Below are 19831 nucleotides of genomic sequence, written 5' to 3' on the forward strand. Positions count from 1 at the left end.
GCATTATTTGGCTGAACTTCATTGTCAGGCTTTTAGTAATTTTGGCCAATGGATACTTCTTATCATGTAATCGGACTAATGTCTGGCACATCGCTAGATGGCCTTGATATCGCGCACTGTAGGCTTACGTACCAATCTGGGAATTGGATATATAAAATACTAAATGCTACTACATTAATATACAGCGATGCACTAATACAATCACTCCAGCAGGTGGAGACAGCAAGTGCACTTGATTTAATAGCGCTGGATCACTCCTTCGGCCAATTCATAGGCCAGCAGGTGCACGAGTTCATCAAGCAGCACAACCTTAAGCCTGACTTCGTTGCCTCCCACGGCCACACAATCTTCCATCAGCCAGACAAGCACATCTCCTTACAGATTGGCAACGGTGCTTATATCGCTGCCCATGCTCAGTTACCCGTTGTCTCTGACTTTAGGACGCTGGACATCGCCTTGGGCGGCCAGGGTGCCCCCCTTGTACCTATCGGAGACGAGTTGCTGTTCGGGGCCTATGACTACTGCATTAACCTGGGTGGTATTGCCAATGTTTCTTACAGGCAAAACGGCCAGCGCCTTGCTTATGATATATGCGCTTGCAACATGCTGCTAAATACTTTGGCCAACAGCATCGACAAGCCTTATGACCATAACGGCGAATTAGCCCGCTCAGGCTCATTTCAGCCAGACTTGTTGCATAACCTTAATGCTCCTGCTTATTTTGCGGCACCTGCTCCTAAATCGCTCGGTAAGGAGTGGGTGCTGGAGCATAGCCTTAAAAGCTTAACCGAAAGCAATGCTTCTGTGGCAGATAAACTTCATACCGTTTGCCACCACATAGCACAACAGCTCCAGCTTGCCTTACCACTGCTACACCAGGGCAAGCACCGAGTACTGCTGACTGGCGGTGGCGCGTTTAATTTATACCTGGTAGCACTGATACAGCAGCAGTTAGGAGATGCTTATTCGGTTGAGGTGCCTGAGCCGGAGGTCGTCTCCTTTAAAGAGGCGCTTATTTTCGCCTTCTTAGGTGTACTGCGCTGGCGTGGCGAGCACAACTGCCTCAGCAGCGTGACTGGTGCCAGCCGCAACAACATAGGAGGATCGATTTACCTTTACTAAAGTTGCCCCGACACATTTTTTGTACATTTGCCAAACCTAAAACTGATCAGAACAAGAAGCATGAAAGACCTATTAGCAAAATTTGAGAATAAACAACCTGAAATTGTTTTCGAGTGGAAAGACGCTGAAACTGAGGCTGAAGGATGGGTAGTGATTAACTCTCTCCGGGGTGGCGCAGCTGGCGGCGGAACACGTATGCGCAAAGGCCTGGACAAGCGGGAAGTGGAATCGCTGGCCAAAACCATGGAGGTTAAGTTTACCGTGTCTGGCCCTGCTATCGGCGGCGCTAAGTCTGGTATAAACTTCGACCCCTCCGACCCTCGTAAACGCGGCGTATTAGAGCGTTGGTATAAGGCTGTCATTCCGTTGCTCAAAAGCTATTATGGCACTGGTGGCGACCTGAATGTGGATGAAATACACGAGGTAATTCCGATTACAGAAGACTATGGCCTATGGCACCCGCAAGAGGGAGTAGTAAATGGCCATTTTAATGCCACAGAACCTCAAAAAATAAACAAGATCGGGCAGCTACGCCAGGGTGTTGTAAAAGTAATTGAAGATCCACATTTTTCCCCTTCTACTGCCCGCAAGTATACTATTGCCGATATGATCACGGGATATGGTGTGGCCGAAGCCGTGCGCCACTACTATGATATCTGGGAGAGCAATGCAGAAGGCAAACGTGCTATTATCCAGGGCTGGGGCAATGTAGGCGCCGCTGCAGCCTATTATCTGGCATCTAAAGGCATCAAAATAGTCGGCATTATCGACAGAGCCGGAGGCTTGATCAAAGAGACTGGCTTTACTTTCGAGGAAATCACGGATTTGTTCCTGAACCGCCAAGGCAATTCGCTGAACCCTGGCACAGCAGGCATACTTTCTTTCGAAGATGTGAACAGCCGCATCTGGGACTTACAGGCTGAGATATTTATACCTGCCGCAGCGTCCAGGCTGGTAACGCGCGAGCAGGTAGAGCGGATGATTCAAAGTGGGATGCAGGTAATCTCCTGTGGTGCGAACGTGCCTTTCCAGGACCCTGAGATTTTCTTTGGCTCAACCGGCGAGTTTGCTGACAGAAACCTATCCGTGATACCTGACTTTATCGCTAACTGCGGCATGGCCCGTGTTTTCGCCTATTTGATGGAGAGCGAGGTAGAAATTACGGACGAAGCAATCTTCACTGATATCTCTAACACCATTCGCACTGCTTTGGTGAAATCGCATGAAAAGCAGGTACAAAAAACAGAGATTGCCAAAACCAGTTTCGAAATTGCCCTTAGTCAGTTATTATAATATCAAAGCCACTTATGAATTGGGAGAGTTTGTTGAACAGCGAAGCGCTACGCTATGAGTTCCTAGGTAATTCCGTAGCCGAGTATCTGGCCTCTGCGGGCATTCTGCTGTTTGGCTTTATCTTTAAAACAGTATTATCCCGACTGTTAGCCGGCCTGATGTACAGGCTCGGCAGCAAGTTCTGGAGCGAGGCAAACCTAACCTCGTTCCGCCGCCTGCTCATCCAGCCATTAGAAATACTGCTGTTCCTGGTGTTTCTGTACTCTGCGTTTCAGGTACTAGATTACCCTCTGAACACCAGCGATCTTCGCAAAGGAGATCCTTTCCTGAAAACCTTCATGTTCCGCACCTATCAGGTTTTTGTGATTGTGGCGCTTACGTGGGTTATCCTAAGGTTAATTGATTTCGTGGCACTGGTGTTCAGGCACCGTGCAGAGCAAACAGTATCGAAGCTGGATGATCAGTTGGTGCCGTTCTTCAAGGACTTTGGAAAGGTGCTGGTTGTGATTTTCGCTTTCCTGGCGATGCTGGGCTCTGTTTTTGGCGTGAACGTAACAGGTCTGATAGCTGGCCTTGGTGTAGGTGGCCTGGCACTGGCCTTTGCTGCAAAAGAGAGCCTTGAAAACCTGCTGGCCTCCTTTACCATTTTCCTGGATCAACCTTTTATGGTAGGAGACCTGGTGCAGGTAGGTGAACTGGTGGGTGTAGTAGAGAAAATCGGTTTCCGAAGCACACGTATCCGAACGCTGGAAAAGAGCTTTGTTACGTTGCCAAACAAGTATATGATTGACAAGCCGCTCGATAACCTGACGCTCCGCACATTCCGACGAGCCATGTTCAATATCAACCTAACGTATGACACTACCTCTGAACAAATGCGCTCTATTACGCGCGATATTCAGGAGTATATAGACCAGCACCCCCGCACCAACCAGGATGGGCGCATACGCTTCCTAAGCCTTGGCGCGCACTCTAAAGATGTGATGGTGCTATACTTTGTGGATACCATGGACTGGAACGAGTATATTGATATCAAAGAAGAGATTACGTATAAAATTGTGGAGATTGTGGAGAGCCATGGAGCAGAGTTTGCTTTCCCTACGCAAACCCTACACCTGCAACAAGTGCAGGCAGACCAACCCCACCCTCCTGCGCCCAACCAGCCTATATATGGCGGTGCAGATTTAGAGTAGGTACAATAAAAAAGCCGGAGAAGCTCCGGCTTTTTTTTCACCCTTATATCTTATATTCATTTAATCTCTTACCAGGTTATTTCATATTTAAGGCCATACACCAGCCATGAAACAACTTATTTAAACACTGCTGCTACTCATGTACCTTTTGCTGCAGATTTGCTAAGTTTAACGATCTGCATTATCTATGGTTTAGCTTAAGTATAACTTTTTCTATTTAGGTGCCTATTTTAGAAGTAAACAGCCCATAACAACTGGCAAAGGTTAAATCCAATTGCTTATATACTTACAAATCTACTGCACATTCCACCAGCTACATAAAAGCTACCGGATCAGTTAAAGTCAAAGTACTCCCCCTGCTGTAGCTCTACCTTCTTCTCTTTATCCTTAGGCTTTTTGCCTCTCAACAAATCACGCAGCTCCTGCCCCTCCTGCTTCAAGTCCGTTTTTATCTTCTGCCGAACCCGCTCATCGTCATAAGCAATTTTAAAGTCGCTCTCGCTCCCTTTAAGGCTTAGAAAGATGTTGCTGTTTCCTGCGTTCGTATCTTCGGCCACTACACCGTAGGCAGAGTCTTTGTCGGGCCGCCTGCTACTGAACAGCGGTAGCCGGATCTTGTAATCCATGCGCTGGTCAAAGGTGTGCGTACCAGAAATGGAAACAACCGGGGCAGCAGAGAGGCTGGACCGAATATCCATCTCCGGAATATAGATAGTACCCTGTTGAATCCAGAAGGAGTTGTGCAGCTCGGCAAAACGCATGTTGGCTAGTTCTGTGCGTTTCACAAACGTAGACATCTTCTGCATCGGCGGGAAGTTAATTAACTGGCCGTTGCGCACCGTTGCCTGAATCTCTGCCTGCAGCAAATCTGTCTTTGGGCTAAGCTGGCTATCGAAGTATACATCTGATACAATATTGGCTGTAAGTTGCCCCCGCAGGTGGTGTTCTTCTATAAAATTCTGATGGAAGTTCTCAAATACATAGAACAGGCTATCCACACTCATGTTATTGAGCTTTGTGGCGGTGCTCACTTTAATATGATTGCGTGTACGGGCATCCAGGTTACCTCGCACCGCGAAGTCTCCCCCAACGGCCTTAAATGAGATATTAGGTGTAGACAGTACCTGGTTGCGCAGCTTTATCTCACCACGTATACTCTTCCCTCTGAATCTCCTGAACTTTACCCTGTCTATAGAAGCGCTGAGGTCAAAAGCTATCTCAGGCGAAATAATAAGTTTATAGCTATCCCCTGTCCGGTCTGGTGCTGCTGTATTCTGTTCCTCGCTCAGTAGCTGATCAAAGTTCATGTATTTGCTGCTGAAATCTGCCTCTACCAGCAGGCGCTGGTTTTGCAACAGAGCCCAGGCCATCACATTCTTGAACATGCCGTTCACCACAAAATCAGACTCTCCCAGTTTGCCTTTAAAGTCAGACACGCCCACATCGTTTCTTTTAAACAAGAAGTTCCCATTTAGGTGGCTTAATGGCAATGGCAACTGCTGTAGCTTTAGCGACACATTGTGCAGCGTGATCTCACCGGTTGTGTTCAAGGTAGCATTTCCGGGTCTTGCTTTAAACTCGTTCAGATTACCAGAGAAGGCCACGCGTACATCTGCCAGCCCGCTGCCGCTCCGTATTTCGTCCAGCTTTATCAGCCCTAGTACATACCCCACATCCAGCATGCCCTGCACATCAAAGGCAATGTAGGGACTGTCAAAGTTTCTGTAGGTAAGGTTACCTTTAAAAGGCCTGCCATTCAGTACCCCGCTCAGCCCTTTTAACTCCAACACTGAAGTAGAGGCATTTTGCTTATCGCCGTTCGTGAAGCTACCGGTCAGCTCAATCTTTTCTACGCGCTGCGCTACATCCGGGTGAAAAAAGGAAGCATTACGCGCTCCAAAGTTAAAAGCAACCTGTGGCGTATGCTTTCCGGATGCTTTGCCCTTTATGGTGCCGTTAAAGTAAATATCACCCTCGCTACGGTACTGGCTAAACTCCTGCGTTATACTTTGCGGCAACAACGACAGCAGCGACTGTATACTTGTGTTTTTTCCATTCAGCTGCAGGTCCAGCTCTGTGCCGTCTGCGTAGACAATGGCACCTCCTACTTCATAAGCAGCACCCTCTACCGCTACTTCCGAGGGTTGCAGGGTAATAACTTTGGACTGCCGGTTTATACTTAAGGCCGTAGCCAGATCAACCTGCTTATTCTTAAAATATTCGCCTGTTCCTACTTTGATAGTATGGATAGTGGTTTGGCCCTTGGCTTCGATAGCAATGGTTTCTGGAGAAATGGCAAGGGCGGCGGCTAACTGGTGCGCATTTACCTGATATGTTTGCTTTAGCTGCTGGTCAATGTAGTGCAGAGCTACGTTTTTAAGGTTTATCTGCTCCAGGTCAAAAGAGAAACCGCTATCTTCCGAAGAGGTTGTATCTGTGTTGATGACCTCATAGTTAACCGATCCGTCAGGTAGCACCTTTACATACACTTCGCCCTCCTCCATGTAAAACTGCTTCACGCTATACTCGCCCCGCAGCACATCCCAAATGCTGAAGGTAAAGTATAGCTTATTGGCACGCGCCAAGGATTCTTCGCTATCCGGGAGCCCCTCATGCACGTTTACCTCGTCAAGCGTTACAGCTACCTGCGGAAATTTTTCGAAAAGCGAAAGCGAAATCTGCCCCACATCCACCTTTGTTTTGATGTGTTTGTTTGCTTCCGTCACAAAAAGCTCAATTATTTTGTCTTGATAAGCATACACCAACGCCAACGCTAAACCTAGAGACACCACTATTCCGGCAACTCCATAAAATAGCACTCTTTTTACCACTCCTTTTCTCACTGGGCGAAAGTTCAGATTTTTAGCACCTTACAAAACCTAAAGGTACGGTAGTTATAACATGCGGACAATAGGCACGCAGGGCAGAAAAAAATATTTGAGAAATTTTTACCAAATGTTTTGCAGTTAAAAAAATATGCCCCATATTTGCATCATCAAACGGGGACAAAAGGTCAACGAAACGAAAAAAAGGGGTGTTAGCTCAGCTGGTTCAGAGCACCTGCCTTACAAGCAGGGGGTCACTGGTTCGAATCCAGTACGCCCCACAAAAGGACAACGTAAAGTTGTCCTTTTTTTATGCCCATATTTTTTAAAGCCTTTTCCATTCCCTTATCTCCACGCCTCTTTCTAATAAAGGAACGGCTACAAACCAGGCATAGTATACCTCCTCTTGTTACGTAAGCTGTAACAAGCTATAGCAAGTATAAAATCAATGGTATTCAGTATTAACTGTTGGCTGTAAGGAACTGCTCGTGCAGTTTCAGCACTTGGGGGATGAGTGGCTGTTGATCGTCATTATAGACAACATGCTGGGCACGGCTTATTTTCTCCTCTTCGCTCAGCTGCTTTTCTATAATGGCTTTGATGTCTGCCTCGGTGCGGTGGGTATCCCGGAGCAGCAGGCGCTTTATTCGTATCTCTAAGGGCGCAAAAACAGTGATGATCTGATCCATCTGCTTCCAGGCTTCTGATTCATACATGAGCGCCGCTTCCTTCAGCACATAAGCTTTGTCAGCATGAGAGGCAGCCCAGGCTTCAAAATCGTTGCGCACATGCGGATGCACCAAGCTGTTGAGCTGCGCGAGCTTCTGAGGATTATTAAACACCTGGCTGGCTACATAAACGCGGTCAAGTTCTCCGGTTTCAGTAAAGGTTTCAGGCCCATAGGTGGACAGCAGTTCCTGACGCAGTGCCTCGTTGTGGTGCATTACCCATTTGGCACGGGCATCAGAGTCATATACTGGCACTCCCAGCAGCGCAAACACGCGCGTCACCATTGTTTTGCCTACGCCTATGCCTCCGGTTATACCTATCTTCAACATTACCTGGAGCTAACTTTGATTTTATCCGGCCACACACGCACATTACGTATTCCCTGGGGCTTTTGCACCAGTTCGGGCACCAGGGTAGAATCAATGGGATTAAACTTCTTGTAGTCCAGCACGACCTTTAAGGCATCCCGGTTCAGCAGGGGCACCGAATCCTGAAGCACCTGGTAACGCACCACTACAATTGGCGGACGTATACTTACCAGCCTACCTTCAGGTACATTTACCAACTGTGGTATTACCTGCCGCTCTTCCGGCGCTAAGCTTTTTACATTTACCGTTACCTGCGCTTCTTCTACGTTTGCACTCACCAATGACTTATAGTTGTAGTTTACAGGCACAGCGATTTTAGCAGGCCCTGTAAGCTTTTGATCTGGCAGACGCAGCAGGAACGGGTTAGGCAGACTATCGATTAGAGAAGCAGGCCCGGTCAGTGTTATGGTGTCAGGCGAAATACGCACAGGGCCTACAAGTGCATGCAGGTTATCTGTTAGGTTTTGCCCCGGATCAAGGCGCAGCGCTACTCTCCTTTGTATCTTCGGGTCGAAGTTGAAATGAACGGTATCTGTTGCCACGAAATTAAGTTCCAGACCATCCAGCACATTTACAAGGGCAGGGCGGAGCGCAGAACCAAGTATGTAATTGTTTCGGGGAAGGTTTCGGATAAATATGTCAGCTGGCTGCACCTCCAGCATCAGGCTTTTGCGCAGCAGCTTCCATCCTCTACCGGTTACGTTAATGCTTACCTCTTCTGGTAGCGGTTGTATAGGGATAAGCTCTTCTGCATCATACACAAACCGGATAGGGTAGGTAGTTTGTGTGGAGTAGGTTTTATTCAGGGCATTGAGAAGCCAAAATGTAGAAGCCGCCACAAAACAAAGCAATACTATTCTCCAGTATTGCTTTGTTCGTGGCTGAAATGGCCTCATGAACCATAGAACTATATTTTTAGCTCCTTCAAAAGACAAAGTTATTGTACCTTTTGCATTCTCATGGTTGCTTCCATGGAGACGGCGGTTTTATCAAATACAAGGCGCACGCCCCGATCTACTTCTAACGTGATTAGCTCATCATCTATTGCAACAAGTTTGCCATGCATGCCACCGATTGTTACGATAGCCATGCCTTTAGACAGCTCCTCACGAAATTTCTTCTGATCGCTCGCTTTTTTCTGCTGCGGACGGATCATAAAGAAATAAAAGACAAGGATAATAGCGCCGAACATAAGCAGCTGAGGCAGCATGCCTGCATCCGGGGCCTGAAGAAGGATATTGTTCATGGTTGGGTGTTCTCTAAATCAGCTTTGAAAGTATAAACTAGTTACGGCGCACTGGGCCGTCAGCTCCTGCAGTTGGCATACTGCTTGGCTCTACACTACCTTTCATAGCTACTTTCACAATATTTGGCTGTGTGTTGGCACGGATAGTAACTGTTGGCTGCTGCTGGCCTACTTTGCCAGTGCTATTGAACTTAACGGCCACAAAGCCTTTTTCACCTGGCGCCACTGGTGTGCGTGTCCAGTCTGGTGCAGTACAGCCGCAGGTAGCAGAGGCATTCTCGATGATGAGCGGCGTTTTGCCTGTGTTTGTGAACTCAAAAGTATGGTCTACTGTCTCACCTTGTTTGATGGTACCAAAGTCATACTCTGTTTGCTCAAAAGCCATTACCGCAGCATCTTCTGCTGGCACTACTTCGTTTTCAGCAACCACGTTTGGGTTCTCTATTGTTTGAGCAGGAGCTTCAGCAGCAGTGTTGTTAGTTACCGCTACCGTATCGTTGCCAGCGTTGTTGCTGTCGCAGCTAGTAGCAAATAAGGCTACTGCCAGGCCTGCTGCCAGAAATAAGTTCTTTTTCATGATTACAGTACTAAGTTAAAGTTTTGCAATAATATTCTGTGCAAACTCCATTGTGCCAGCCTTACCACCAAGGTCGCCGGTGCATTCTTCTTTGTTAGCCAGCGTAGCTTCCAAAGCAGCTTCTATGCGGTTTCCTTCGTCTTTCAGGTCCAGGTGGTGCAGCATCATAATGGCAGAGCGCAGCAATGCTGTAGGGTTAGCAATTCCCTTGCCAGCAATATCCGGAGCAGAACCATGTACAGCCTCAAAGATGGCCATATCATCGCCAATGTTGGCTCCGGCCACCACGCCAAGTCCGCCTACCAGACCTGCACACAGGTCAGAAAGTATATCGCCGAAAAGGTTTGTAGTTACAATAACATCAAACTGCTCTGGCTTAGCCACCAACTGCATACACATGTTGTCGATGATCTTGTCATCAGCCTGAATATTCGGATACTCCTTCGCAATCTCGTTGAAGACGCCGAGGAACAATGCTCCGGCACTTTTCAGGATGTTAGCTTTATGTACAGCTGTTACTTTTTTGCAGCCATGCTTGGCAGCATACTCAAAGGCAGCACGTATGATTTTCTCACAACCTACGCGGGTAATGCGGGCTACAGAGTCAGAAACCTGCAGGCGCTCATCAAACATCTCCAGGCCAGAGTACAGCCCTTCGGTATTTTCGCGGAATAAAACAGAGTTTACGTTATCAAAGCGTGTTTCTACGCCCTTGGTTGTTTTAGCTGGTCTTACGTTTGAGTATAAGTCAAACATCTGGCGCAGCTGCACATTTATACTTTTAAAGCCTTTGCCAACTGGTGTCGTGATCGGGCCTTTTAAAGCCACTTTATTCTTCTTAAGAGAGGAGATCAGCGTTGCTGGAATCAACTCACCTATAGAATCAAACGTTGTTTGGCCGGCATTTTCCTCTTCCCAGGAAAGGGGAACATTAGCGGCGGCAAAAATAGCTTTTACAGCTTCAGTGATTTCAGGGCCTATCCCGTCGCCAGGTATAAGGGTAACTTGTCTCATGCTTATATTTCTTTCCTACTGTTGATTTCGTTTATAAGTGAATCTACATCGCCTAGTAGTTTCTCAGCTTTCTCTTTTGCATCCTGTATAACGCGCTGCCCTTCAGACTTAGCAGACATAGGTATGTTTTCACCTTTGGCTACTAACTGCTCTAATAAGTCAGAAAGTGTGTCACGGTATTTCTCCAGGCGATAGCTTAACCAGTAGCGTGTTTCCCTTCCCTTTTCAGGGGCGAAAAGCAGTCCTGTTACAGCACCAACGGCGGCACCTGAAACGAAAGCCAATAATGCAGTTGTCTTCTTACTCATAGTTTATATGCTTAAAACTCGGGTACATTTTTTCCTACTTCTACGGAGAATCCTGTACAAAGGCCGCCAAAGACTGTTAGCTCTTATTTATTATCAATTAAGCCTCGGCCAGACTTGCGTATCTCGCCGCTGCCGGTAAGTTCTTGTGCCATTTTATCCAGCACACCGTTAATGAACTGCTTGCTCTTTGGAGTACTGTACAGCTTCGATACCTCGATGTACTCATTGATGGATACCTTAACTGGTATGCTGCGGAAGATGTGCATTTCGCAGAGCGCCATCTTAAGTAAGATCTTATCTAACAAGGCCACACGCTCTACATCCCAGTTTTTTACGCTGGCCGCGATCATGGTCTCATACTTCTCGTCCTGCTCTAGCGTTTGAAAGTATAAATCCTCAAAGAAGGCTTTATCATCTTCCCAATTTGCTGAGAGGTCAAGGAGCTGCTTCTCCTCTTCTGTTTCTTCGCCAAAAATCTTGACAGTTTTGTTTACAAGGCTCTTTACGATAGATTTGTTCTCTATCCAGTTCAGGTCTTGCTCCTCAAACAAAGATTGTAAGTTTTTTTCTTTAAAGATAATGTTTTTGAAAATATGTTTCACCACCTCCAGGTCTTCCTCCAGGGTAGGCGCAGGCAGCTGCAGGTAGTTCAGGAACGTTTCGTCCTGCTTGAGGATGTTCTTATAGACTGCTCTTATTTCGCTGATATCAGATCCCCAGCTAATGTTCCGGCGGATGATGCTGTCCTGGTATGATTTGCTCTGGAGCAGGCGCTGCACAACACGGTTTTGCAGGAAGTTTTTCAGGTCAGGGCCTTCTGCTGCAGTATAGCGGCTGGCTTTTTTAGCTTCTTCCTCTTCTACAAGGCTTAAGGTTACCTCCAGTATCTGCAGTGTGCTCAGGTAATGGTCGTAGATGCGCTCTACAGCACCCAGCATCTGATTGCCATAATACTTAAAGTCTTTCTTTACAGCGTTGTTGTAGTATACAATAGCTCTGTTTACCGCACTGATGGCGTCCTTGTCGGCTCCTTCTTCGTCAAACTGCTGTGTTTCGTGCCATTCTTTAAACATCAGCGTGGCCATTTGCTTTTTGCCTTCAAGCATTTTTTTGTCCTGCACCTCCATGGAGTTTAGGTCTGGCGCAAAGTCTTCGCTTATCTGGTCTAAGGCCAGCAGATAATCTGAACCTACGGCTTGCTGATAGGCATAAATGGCCTGCATTGCCTTAATTCGTAGTGTTCTGCGGTTGAGCATATTAGTAAATGTAAAGAGCGTTTTTTGGGTAAATTATACTTGAACTTGGGCAATGCCCACTAATTACTGTTGTTGCTAAAAGCGGATAAAGCAGGCTATAGTTCCGCAAAGGTAGTGATGAAAAGCAAAAGTGCCACAGGTTAATGCAGCACTTTTGATACAAGGCATCTATACTTCGTGTGTTTACTTAAAAAGTAGAGCGAACCTTACCAATGCTCTCAATACGCTTTTTAGCCATTTCTATGGCCGCAGCCTGGTTGTGTATGCCTTCTTGCTCTGCCAAATTAAAGATATCCAGGGTATAACCATAGATACGCTCTGTCTGAGCATAAGCACTTTCACGGTTATAACCGATCAGCTCGGAATACACGTTGATCAAACCACCTGCATTGATCAGGAAGTCTGGTGCGTATACGATGCCTTTTTCTATTAACGCAGGTCCGTGCACGTTTTCGTCACGCAACTGGTTGTTAGCGCAACCGGCAATAACCTGGCACTTCAGGCGGCTTAATGTATTATCGTTGATAGTACCACCAAGCGCACACGGAGAGTAAATATCTACATCCAGGTCGTAGATCTCGTCCATGCTCACCACTTTGGCATTATATTTTTTAGATACTTCCTGCAGGCGGTCTTCGTAGATATCAGTGATAAATATCTCCGCATTCTCTTTGGCAAGCAGCTCTACCAGGTAGCCGCCTACGTGGCCAACACCCTGCACAGAAATTTTCTTACCAGCTAAAGAGTCAGAACCGAAAGCACGCTTAGCAGCAGCCTTCATACCCATATAGGTACCGTAAGCTGTTACCGGAGATGGGTCACCACCACCACCCATAGACTCAGGCAGGCCGGAAACGTGATCTGTTTCCATTTTGATGTACTCCATGTCCTTGGTCGTCATCCCTACGTCTTCGGCAGTGATGTAAGCGCCATTCAGGTTTTTCACAAAACGACCGAACTTACGCAGCAATGCTTCGTTTTTATCTTTCTTGGCATCACCGATAATTACCGCTTTACCGCCACCCAGGTTCAGACCAGAGATGGCAGCTTTGTAGGTCATACCTCTCGAAAGGCGAAGCACGTCGTCAAGGGCTTCTGCCTCAGAGGCGTAAGACCACATGCGGGTACCACCGAGGGCTGGGCCCAGTACGGTATTGTGGATACCGATGATGGCTTTCAGACCAGTTTCTTTGTCATGACAGAAAACAACTTTCTCGTGGTCGTGTTCTGATATTTGATCAAAGACTGATTTGTCTTTTTTCAGTTCAACTTCTTTTAATTCCACCATTTATAGTTTTGATTAGGGGTTGTTCTATCTTTGCGAAGGTGAGGCTGAAAGCACCCTCCCCTTTTCGCGCTGCAAAATTAAATCTTTTTTTGGTTATTTCAATTTGTACGCGCTAACTCTACGTAAAAGCGCTAAGGCTTCAAGTTCTGACTGTGAAATCGTTACGATATTTAAATAAATACCTTCTCAAGTATAAATACAGGCTCTTGCTGGGCCTGCTTTTTACCATTATCTCTAACTTCTTCCAGATACTGCCGGCTCAGGTGGTACGCCATGCTTTTAACCTTATTAAAGAAGGCATTAACCTGCATGGCCTGTACATGGGCATGGAGCAGCAGGAGGTGGTATATGATGTTTTCGCGAACAGTATTCTGGTGTACGGGGTCATTATTCTGGTAATGGCGCTACTGCGTGGCATCTTCTTGTTTTTTGTGAGGCAGACTATTATTGTAATGAGCCGCCTGATCGAAAACGACCTTAAGAACGCCATCTACGAGCATTACCAAAGCCTGCCGCTCAGCTTCTACCGCAAAAACAACACAGGCGATTTGATGGCGCGTATTTCTGAGGATGTGAGCCGGGTGCGCATGTATGTGGGGCCAGCCATTATGTATGGCATGAACCTGGTGGTGCTGTTCCTGATGGTGATCCCGTACATGCTGTCTGTAAACGTGAAGCTGACGCTCTATACGTTGATTCCGCTACCTATACTTGCCATCAGCATTTATTACGTCAACAACATCATTCAGCGTAAGTCCGATGAGATACAAAGGAGCCTTTCCGGCATCACTACGTTTGTGCAGGAGGCTTTCTCTGGTATAAGGGTGCTAAAATCTTTTGTGCGCGAAGATGATTCGCACAACAACTTTACCACCGCCAGCAATACCTACCGGGATAAATCACTGGAGCTGAACTTTGTAAACTCGCTGTTCTTTCCGCTGGTGCTGTTTCTGGTTGGTCTTAGCACAATTATCACGGTGTACATCGGTGGCCAAGAGGTAATCAATGGCAGCATCACCACAGGTAACATTGCAGAGTTTATCATTTATGTAAACATGCTTACCTGGCCGGTTACCTCGCTTGGCTGGACAGCCAGCCTCGTGCAGCGTGCTGCTGCCTCGCAAGAGCGCATCAACGAGTTCATGAACACCAAGAATGATATTGTTTCCCGTGAAAACATCAACAAGCCGATACAAGGTGATGTTATATTCGAGAATGTAGACTTCATTTACCCGGACACTAATATTCATGCGCTAAAGGGCGTGTCTTTCTCCATCAAGCATGGCGAAACACTGGCTGTGATCGGTAACACCGGCTCCGGCAAAAGCACGATTGCTACCATGCTGCCGCGCATGTATGATGCCTCCAGCGGCCGTGTGCTGATTGATGGCATTGATGTGCGCAACTACAACATCGAAAGTCTGCGCAGCCAGATTGGCTATGTACCACAGGACGTGTTCCTGTTCTCTGATTCTATCCGCAACAACATCGGCTTTGGTTTGCCAAGTATAACTGAGGAGCAAATGGTGCAGTCTACCAAAGACGCCGATGTGTACGAAAACATCATGCGCTTCCCGGAAAAGTTTGACACGAAGCTCGGCGAGCGCGGCATTACCCTCTCAGGCGGACAGAAACAGCGGGTTTCTATTGCGCGGGCATTAGTGCGCGAGCCAAGTATACTTATCCTGGATGATTCGCTCTCGGCGGTTGACACGAAAACGGAGAATGCTATACTTAATAGCCTGCGCCGTATCATGAAAAACCGCACCAGCATCATCATCTCACACAGGGTATCGTCGGTGAAGCTGGCAGACCGGATTTTGGTGATGGAAGACGGAGAGATTATACAGCACGGCACACACGAAGAGCTCATCAGCCAGGAAGGCTTGTATAAGCAACTGTATGAGCGCCAATTGCAACAGGAAGACACAGAATAGTCTTGCCAAGATTTATGCGCCGTTTGCCCTTTATAAGCCTACATAGGCATGGCAAAAGCAGATTGTGGGATTTTTTTAGTGCAGATTCTGTTATGCTTACGTATAGCAATCTTACTATACCCTTAAAACCACTAAATTAACTTTCTGCGTATGGCTATCGACTTACAACAAATCAGCAAACGGTTCAGATTTTATACGAACATCAAGGAGTTGGAAATGAACGATCTGAAGTCTGTTACCGGCAGCGACGAGGAAACTCTTAACTGCATATTAAATGGCTGTAACATGCCGATGGATGAGTTAGTGGCTGTTATCAAGAACTTCCATGACCTGAACACACAGTGGCTTATTTATGGCGAAGGCAGCATGTTTAAACCGATGGATGAAGACGGTAACTGCCAGGAAGGGATGAAAGGGAGCTTGAAGAAAGATAAGGCTGCTTACCTAAAGCAGATGCAGAATATGCTGATTGAACTAGATGCGGCCGAAGTAGCCAAAGGCCACAAGCCTGACGTAGATGCCCTGAAAGCTAAACTAGATGAATACAAGGCGACACATTAAGTGTCGCTTTTTTTATGCCGATGCCGCAATGCCGTTTAAAATCAGGTTGATGGTATACAGCACATCCCGCTCGATCTTCTCGAAATCGATGAAGGGCAACTGGTGGAAATCAGCGCGCTGAAACTCCTCAAACTGAATCAGGTCTTTGACCACCATCATAGAATAACCTACCCGCTCAGCCTCACAAGGTATAAACACCTCTTTCGTGATTCCCTCTTTGATCACGGCAGCGTAGTAATTTGCCTCCTTGCCCCTTGACTCACGGAAGAGCTCCTGGAACATAGCGCGTGTCTCGATCAGAACTTTGATAGAAATGGTGTGCTCCGAAACAATCTCCTGGTAATAGCGCAACGAAGACTGGATATAGAGCAGCAGACGCTTGTGCGGGTTTGGCTCGTGCTCGGCTAGTTGCTTGATATGCGAAAGGCGGGCCTTCCACTCCTGTGAGAAAGCCTCTATATACAGCAGCTCTTTGCTTTTGTAATAATAGTATAGCGAAGGCTTTTTCATGCCAATAGCCGCAGCAATGTCGTCGAGGGTGGCTTTACTGTAGCCTAACCTGCCGAACACATTCTTTGCTGCCTCCAGGATCAGCTCCTTTTTTGCCTCTGCTTTCTTGCCCAAAATACTGTAGCTATCGTGATGGGGGCTGGTAGTGCGCCTCTCCTTCTCCCAAAGATATAGTATAAATCTATACTTGCAAGTATACGGCTATTGCTTTACCGGCACTTCCAGTACGCCTTGGTCATCGGCAGGAAACCATTCTACATAAAACTCTTCCAGCTTCAGGTTTTGCTCCTTGGCATAATCGAAAACAGCCGCGTATAACTTACCTGGCGCCATCGCTACACTTGCATTTACCTCGGCATGCACCACTTTACGACCACCCGGCACAGCCCGCAAGGTATAGCCTTCTGGTAGTTTTGCAGTAGAATCAGGAATAATAACACCGATAAAAGCCCGGATGCTATCGCCGCTTTTATCTGGATCGTTGTAGTAGATATTGGCTAGCGTGCCTTGCAGCTCGTTCTGCTCCAGTAACTGTGCCGCCCGCTGAAAAGCCTTACCCATGGCCTCATCCTCCACAGAGCCTTCGAAAGGCTGGCCTGCCACATACATAGGCTTAGAAGTTGCAACCGTTACCGCTGGTGTTGTAAAGCCACCAATATACGTGTAAAACACCAGTAGTAGAATGGCAAAGCCAGCCATCACGTAGAGTAGTTTTTTCATAAGTCGATCATGTTCTTGTACTGCATCTGGTGCAGCTGTGCATAGTAACCGTTTTGCTGCAACAGTTCTTCGTGGTTGCCCATCTCCTTCAGTTCGCCACGGTCCAGCACGATAATTTTATCTGCCTTCTGAATGGTGCTGAGGCGGTGTGCTATGACAATAGAAGTACGGCCCTGCATCAGTTGCTCTATCGCATATTGAATCAGCTCTTCAGTTTCAGAATCCACGCTGGAGGTTGCTTCGTCCAGAATGATGATCTCTGGGTTGTATACCATAGCCCGTACGAACGAAATAAGCTGGCGCTGCCCAACTGAGAGTGTTGCCCCACGCTCCATTACATGGTAGTCCAAGCCACCCGGCAAGCGTTCAATAAATCTTCGCGCCCCCACTAAGTCGGCTGCTTCCCATATCTGCTCCTCCGTAATGCTCTTATTACCAAGTGTGATGTTATCGGCTATACTTCCGGAGAAAAGGAACACATCCTGCAGCACCACCCCAATGTGGTGGCGCAACACGCTCAGATCATACTCCTGCAAGTCATGGCCATCAACTATAATATGCCCTTTGTTGATTTCGTAGAAGCGGTTGAGCAGGTTAATGACTGAGGTTTTTCCGGCCCCTGTAGCTCCTACAAAAGCCACAGACTGGCCAGCCTTCACATCAAACGAAATATCACGCAGCACCCAGTCCTCTTCTTTATAGGCAAACCAGACATTCTCGAAGCGCACGCTCCCTTTTATTTTCTCGGGAGCATAGCTACCGTTGTCGGCAATCATTTCTTTGCTATCGAGCAGGCGCATCAGGCGCTCTGTACTCACCACACCTAGCTGCAGCGTGTTAAAGCGGTCAGCAATCTGCCGTATCGGACGGAAGAACATCTGGATGTACATGATGAAAGCCATCAGCGTACCCAAAGACGTTTCGTCCTCTACCACACCGTAGGCACCGTACCACACCAGCAGGCCTAAGCCCGCCGCACCAATTATCTCGGCAATCGGAAAATATACAGAGTAGTATAGCACAGACCGGATGTTAGCGCGGGTATGTTCTTTGTTGATCTCTTTGAACTTGTCCATCTCGCGCTTCTCGTTGTTGAAGATCTGCACGATGCTCATACCTGTAATATGCTCCTGCACAAAAGAATTCAGCCGCGCCACCGCCGTACGTACCTCCTGAAAAGTGTTTTTGATCTTCTCTTTGAAGATGTAGGTACTGATGATCATGAGCGGGAACGTGGAAAGGCTCACCAAAGCCAGCTCCCAGTCAATGTAAAACATGAAGCCAAGTATGAATACCAGCTGCAAAATATCGCCGATCATAGCCGCCAATCCCTCGCTAAACACATCAGAAAGGGTTTCCACGTCAGATACGTTACGGGTAACCAATGTACCTATTGGTGTTCTGTCAAAGAACTTCAGGCGCAGGTCCAGGATATGGCGATAGAGTTTGATGCGGATATCGCGCACGACGTTCTGCCCCAGCCAACCCGCAAAGTACGTATGCAGGTACTGTACAATGGCATGCACCACCAACAGCACGCCCAATATCACGAACATGCGGTTCAGCCCCTCCCAGTCGTTGTTCAGAATCTCGTGGTCTACGGTATACTGAATCAGGAACGGCCGCAACGCTGCCAATACCGCCGAGGCAAAAGTGAGGAATATGATAAAGTAAAACGTCTTGATGTAAGGCTGCACGAAGGTAAACAGCCGCTTCAGCACGTCAGAATCAAATACTTTACCTGAGTTTTTAGGTCTATCTTCCAAAAGCTTGTTTCTACTTAATTAGGTTTTACGATGAACGCCGTTTCACACAGTTTCTTCTTTACGTGCGCCTATGTTTAACCGATTGTAAAGTTAATGGTTTTGAATCAGGATTTTCAGGATTTGAAGATGAAGTAAGGGTTATACTTTTGTTAGCTCTTGCTGCGCGAGTTTTTAACTCAACTGACTTATGAAGCCATACTTGCATAAGTACTAGCTGTACTTGATACAGCTAATTATACTTGTTAAGCTGCTGGCGCTAGCTTGCAGCTAGTGCCTAGTATATGTAGAGCTTCCAGCTCTATTGGCTCGCAGAGCCAAGCCTGTACAGCTTTGGCCATACTTCCATTGCCTCTGTTTTCTGCTTCCTCAAACAAGCTATCCTTTTTAGCTTCCGTTTATCCTCCAGTTCCCATATACCTAATGTTTCACCTATATCTTTGGAGCGCTCAAGCCCGCGAGGCCTCGTCCTGGGGGTAGGGGCCCTCGATAAGGGCATCGCGCTGCTTTCCTTTCCTGCCCTCGTGCCTCGGGCTGCCTCGCTCTCGCTCGTCACCGGAAACTCTCGAGGCGCTCAACCCAAGGACTGGGAACATTCAAATAGCAACCACCTTTACTTCTTGCGAATAAAGCTCTGTAGGGACAGGTCGTGACCTGTCCGCGCGATAATGTTAGAGGCTGTTTTAATTTCATTTGGATAATTTCTTAAGCATGATGTGTATCATGGTAATCTGTATCATTGTTTCGGCAGACTTCGTGGAGAGTTCATAGTCTTTGGAGAGCCTGCGGTACAGGTTGAACCATCCGAATGTCCTCTCCACGATCCAGCGCTTAGGCAAGGCAACGAATACCTTCTTATAGATTTTGTTGATGATCTCCAGCCTCCATCCCCACCTAGGGAAGGTGCTGCTCACCCACTCTCTCATGTTTGGCCCGCCATAGCCCTGGTCAGCGAAGAAGACCCTGAGCCTTGCGAAATCCGCTATTCTGGAGGCTATGCGCAAAAGCAGGTATCTGCCTCCCCGCCGCTCATCTATGTCGGCCCGGTGCACAATGACCATGATCATCAGCCCCAGCGTGTCCACCACCAGGTGCCGCTTGCGCCCCTTCACCCGCTTGGC

At 47.4% G+C, this 19831-nt stretch carries 18 protein-coding genes and 1 tRNA gene; 6 read left to right on the plus strand and 13 right to left on the minus strand.

Going from position 1 to position 19831, the window contains the following annotated elements; all coding sequences use genetic code 11:
* The first annotated feature begins 48 nt into the window (after positions 1–48).
* The 3 genes from ACFQ2O_RS10320 to ACFQ2O_RS10330 are packed head-to-tail and all read left to right on the plus strand — an operon-like array spanning position 49 to position 3608.
* Entirely contained in the window at positions 49–1122 is a 1074-nt protein-coding gene (locus ACFQ2O_RS10320) for an anhydro-N-acetylmuramic acid kinase (RefSeq protein ID WP_377526904.1), read from the plus strand.
* Between the two features lie 60 nt (positions 1123–1182).
* Positions 1183–2415, plus strand: a complete 1233-nt coding sequence (locus ACFQ2O_RS10325) for a Glu/Leu/Phe/Val dehydrogenase dimerization domain-containing protein (RefSeq protein ID WP_377526908.1) — start codon at positions 1183–1185, stop codon at positions 2413–2415.
* Between the two features lie 14 nt (positions 2416–2429).
* On the plus strand, positions 2430–3608 hold the full coding sequence (locus ACFQ2O_RS10330) for a mechanosensitive ion channel family protein (protein WP_377526911.1): 1179 nt from the start codon (positions 2430–2432) through the stop codon (positions 3606–3608).
* Positions 3609–3940: 332 nt separating this feature from the next.
* On the opposite strand, the gene ACFQ2O_RS10335 is transcribed toward ACFQ2O_RS10330, so the two are convergent.
* Complete coding sequence (locus ACFQ2O_RS10335; protein WP_377526914.1) at positions 3941–6451, minus strand: AsmA-like C-terminal region-containing protein; 2511 nt, start codon at positions 6449–6451, stop codon at positions 3941–3943.
* Between the two features lie 188 nt (positions 6452–6639).
* Here ACFQ2O_RS10335 and ACFQ2O_RS10340 point away from each other — a divergent pair.
* Positions 6640–6714: transfer RNA gene (locus tag ACFQ2O_RS10340), tRNA-Val, on the plus strand.
* A 180-nt stretch (positions 6715–6894) separates the two neighbouring features.
* Here the strand turns inward: ACFQ2O_RS10340 and coaE are convergent.
* The 8 genes from coaE to ACFQ2O_RS10380 form a co-directional block, all read right to left on the minus strand.
* Positions 6895–7491 carry a dephospho-CoA kinase gene (coaE, locus tag ACFQ2O_RS10345; protein WP_377526917.1) on the minus strand — a complete coding sequence of 199 codons (597 nt, stop codon included), beginning with the start codon at positions 7489–7491 and terminating at the stop codon, positions 6895–6897.
* Positions 7491–8369 (minus strand): hypothetical protein, encoded by an 879-nt coding sequence (locus ACFQ2O_RS10350; RefSeq protein WP_377526921.1) that lies wholly within the window; start codon positions 8367–8369, stop codon positions 7491–7493. The genes coaE and ACFQ2O_RS10350 overlap by 1 nt, the downstream gene beginning before the upstream one ends.
* Positions 8370–8467: 98 nt before the next feature.
* The gene (yajC, locus tag ACFQ2O_RS10355; RefSeq protein ID WP_377526924.1) at positions 8468–8776 is read right to left on the minus strand and encodes a preprotein translocase subunit YajC; all 309 of its coding nucleotides are present in this window, start codon (positions 8774–8776) and stop codon (positions 8468–8470) included.
* A gap of 37 nt (positions 8777–8813) precedes the next feature.
* The gene (locus tag ACFQ2O_RS10360; RefSeq protein WP_377526927.1) at positions 8814–9353 is read right to left on the minus strand and encodes a DUF1573 domain-containing protein; all 540 of its coding nucleotides are present in this window, start codon (positions 9351–9353) and stop codon (positions 8814–8816) included.
* A 15-nt stretch (positions 9354–9368) separates the two neighbouring features.
* A complete protein-coding gene (locus tag ACFQ2O_RS10365; protein ID WP_377526930.1) occupies positions 9369–10367 on the minus strand; it encodes an isocitrate/isopropylmalate dehydrogenase family protein in 999 nt (332 codons plus the stop codon).
* 2 nt (positions 10368–10369) lie between these two features.
* On the minus strand, positions 10370–10675 hold the full coding sequence (locus tag ACFQ2O_RS10370) for a YtxH domain-containing protein (RefSeq protein ID WP_377526935.1): 306 nt from the start codon (positions 10673–10675) through the stop codon (positions 10370–10372).
* Between the two features lie 83 nt (positions 10676–10758).
* On the minus strand, positions 10759–11931 hold the full coding sequence (gene nusB, locus ACFQ2O_RS10375) for a transcription antitermination factor NusB (RefSeq protein ID WP_377526938.1): 1173 nt from the start codon (positions 11929–11931) through the stop codon (positions 10759–10761).
* Positions 11932–12118: 187 nt separating this feature from the next.
* Positions 12119–13219 (minus strand): Glu/Leu/Phe/Val family dehydrogenase, encoded by a 1101-nt coding sequence (locus tag ACFQ2O_RS10380; RefSeq protein ID WP_377526941.1) that lies wholly within the window; start codon positions 13217–13219, stop codon positions 12119–12121.
* Between the two features lie 152 nt (positions 13220–13371).
* Between ACFQ2O_RS10380 and ACFQ2O_RS10385 the strand changes: the two genes are divergently transcribed.
* A complete protein-coding gene (locus ACFQ2O_RS10385) occupies positions 13372–15156 on the plus strand; it encodes an ABC transporter ATP-binding protein (RefSeq protein ID WP_377526945.1) in 1785 nt (594 codons plus the stop codon).
* 150 nt (positions 15157–15306) lie between these two features.
* Positions 15307–15717: a hypothetical protein gene (locus tag ACFQ2O_RS10390; RefSeq protein WP_377526949.1), complete on the plus strand. Its 411-nt coding sequence runs from the start codon at positions 15307–15309 to the stop codon at positions 15715–15717.
* 12 nt (positions 15718–15729) lie between these two features.
* Here ACFQ2O_RS10390 and ACFQ2O_RS10395 read toward each other — a convergent pair whose 3' ends face one another.
* The 4 genes from ACFQ2O_RS10395 to ACFQ2O_RS10410 all read right to left on the minus strand — a co-directional run.
* On the minus strand, positions 15730–16341 hold the full coding sequence (locus ACFQ2O_RS10395) for a TetR/AcrR family transcriptional regulator (RefSeq protein ID WP_377526953.1): 612 nt from the start codon (positions 16339–16341) through the stop codon (positions 15730–15732).
* Between the two features lie 87 nt (positions 16342–16428).
* The gene (locus tag ACFQ2O_RS10400; protein ID WP_377526955.1) at positions 16429–16947 is read right to left on the minus strand and encodes a GyrI-like domain-containing protein; all 519 of its coding nucleotides are present in this window, start codon (positions 16945–16947) and stop codon (positions 16429–16431) included.
* A complete protein-coding gene (locus ACFQ2O_RS10405) occupies positions 16944–18713 on the minus strand; it encodes an ABC transporter ATP-binding protein (protein ID WP_377526958.1) in 1770 nt (589 codons plus the stop codon). Before ACFQ2O_RS10405 ends, ACFQ2O_RS10400 begins: the two co-directional genes overlap by 4 nt.
* Positions 18714–19399: 686 nt before the next feature.
* Positions 19400–19831: transposase (locus tag ACFQ2O_RS10410; protein ID WP_377526961.1), on the minus strand; the 432-nt coding region annotated here is incomplete at its 5' end.

It is taken from the genome of Pontibacter rugosus, from assembly GCF_042678745.1.
GTDB lineage: Bacteria > Bacteroidota > Bacteroidia > Cytophagales > Hymenobacteraceae > Pontibacter > Pontibacter rugosus.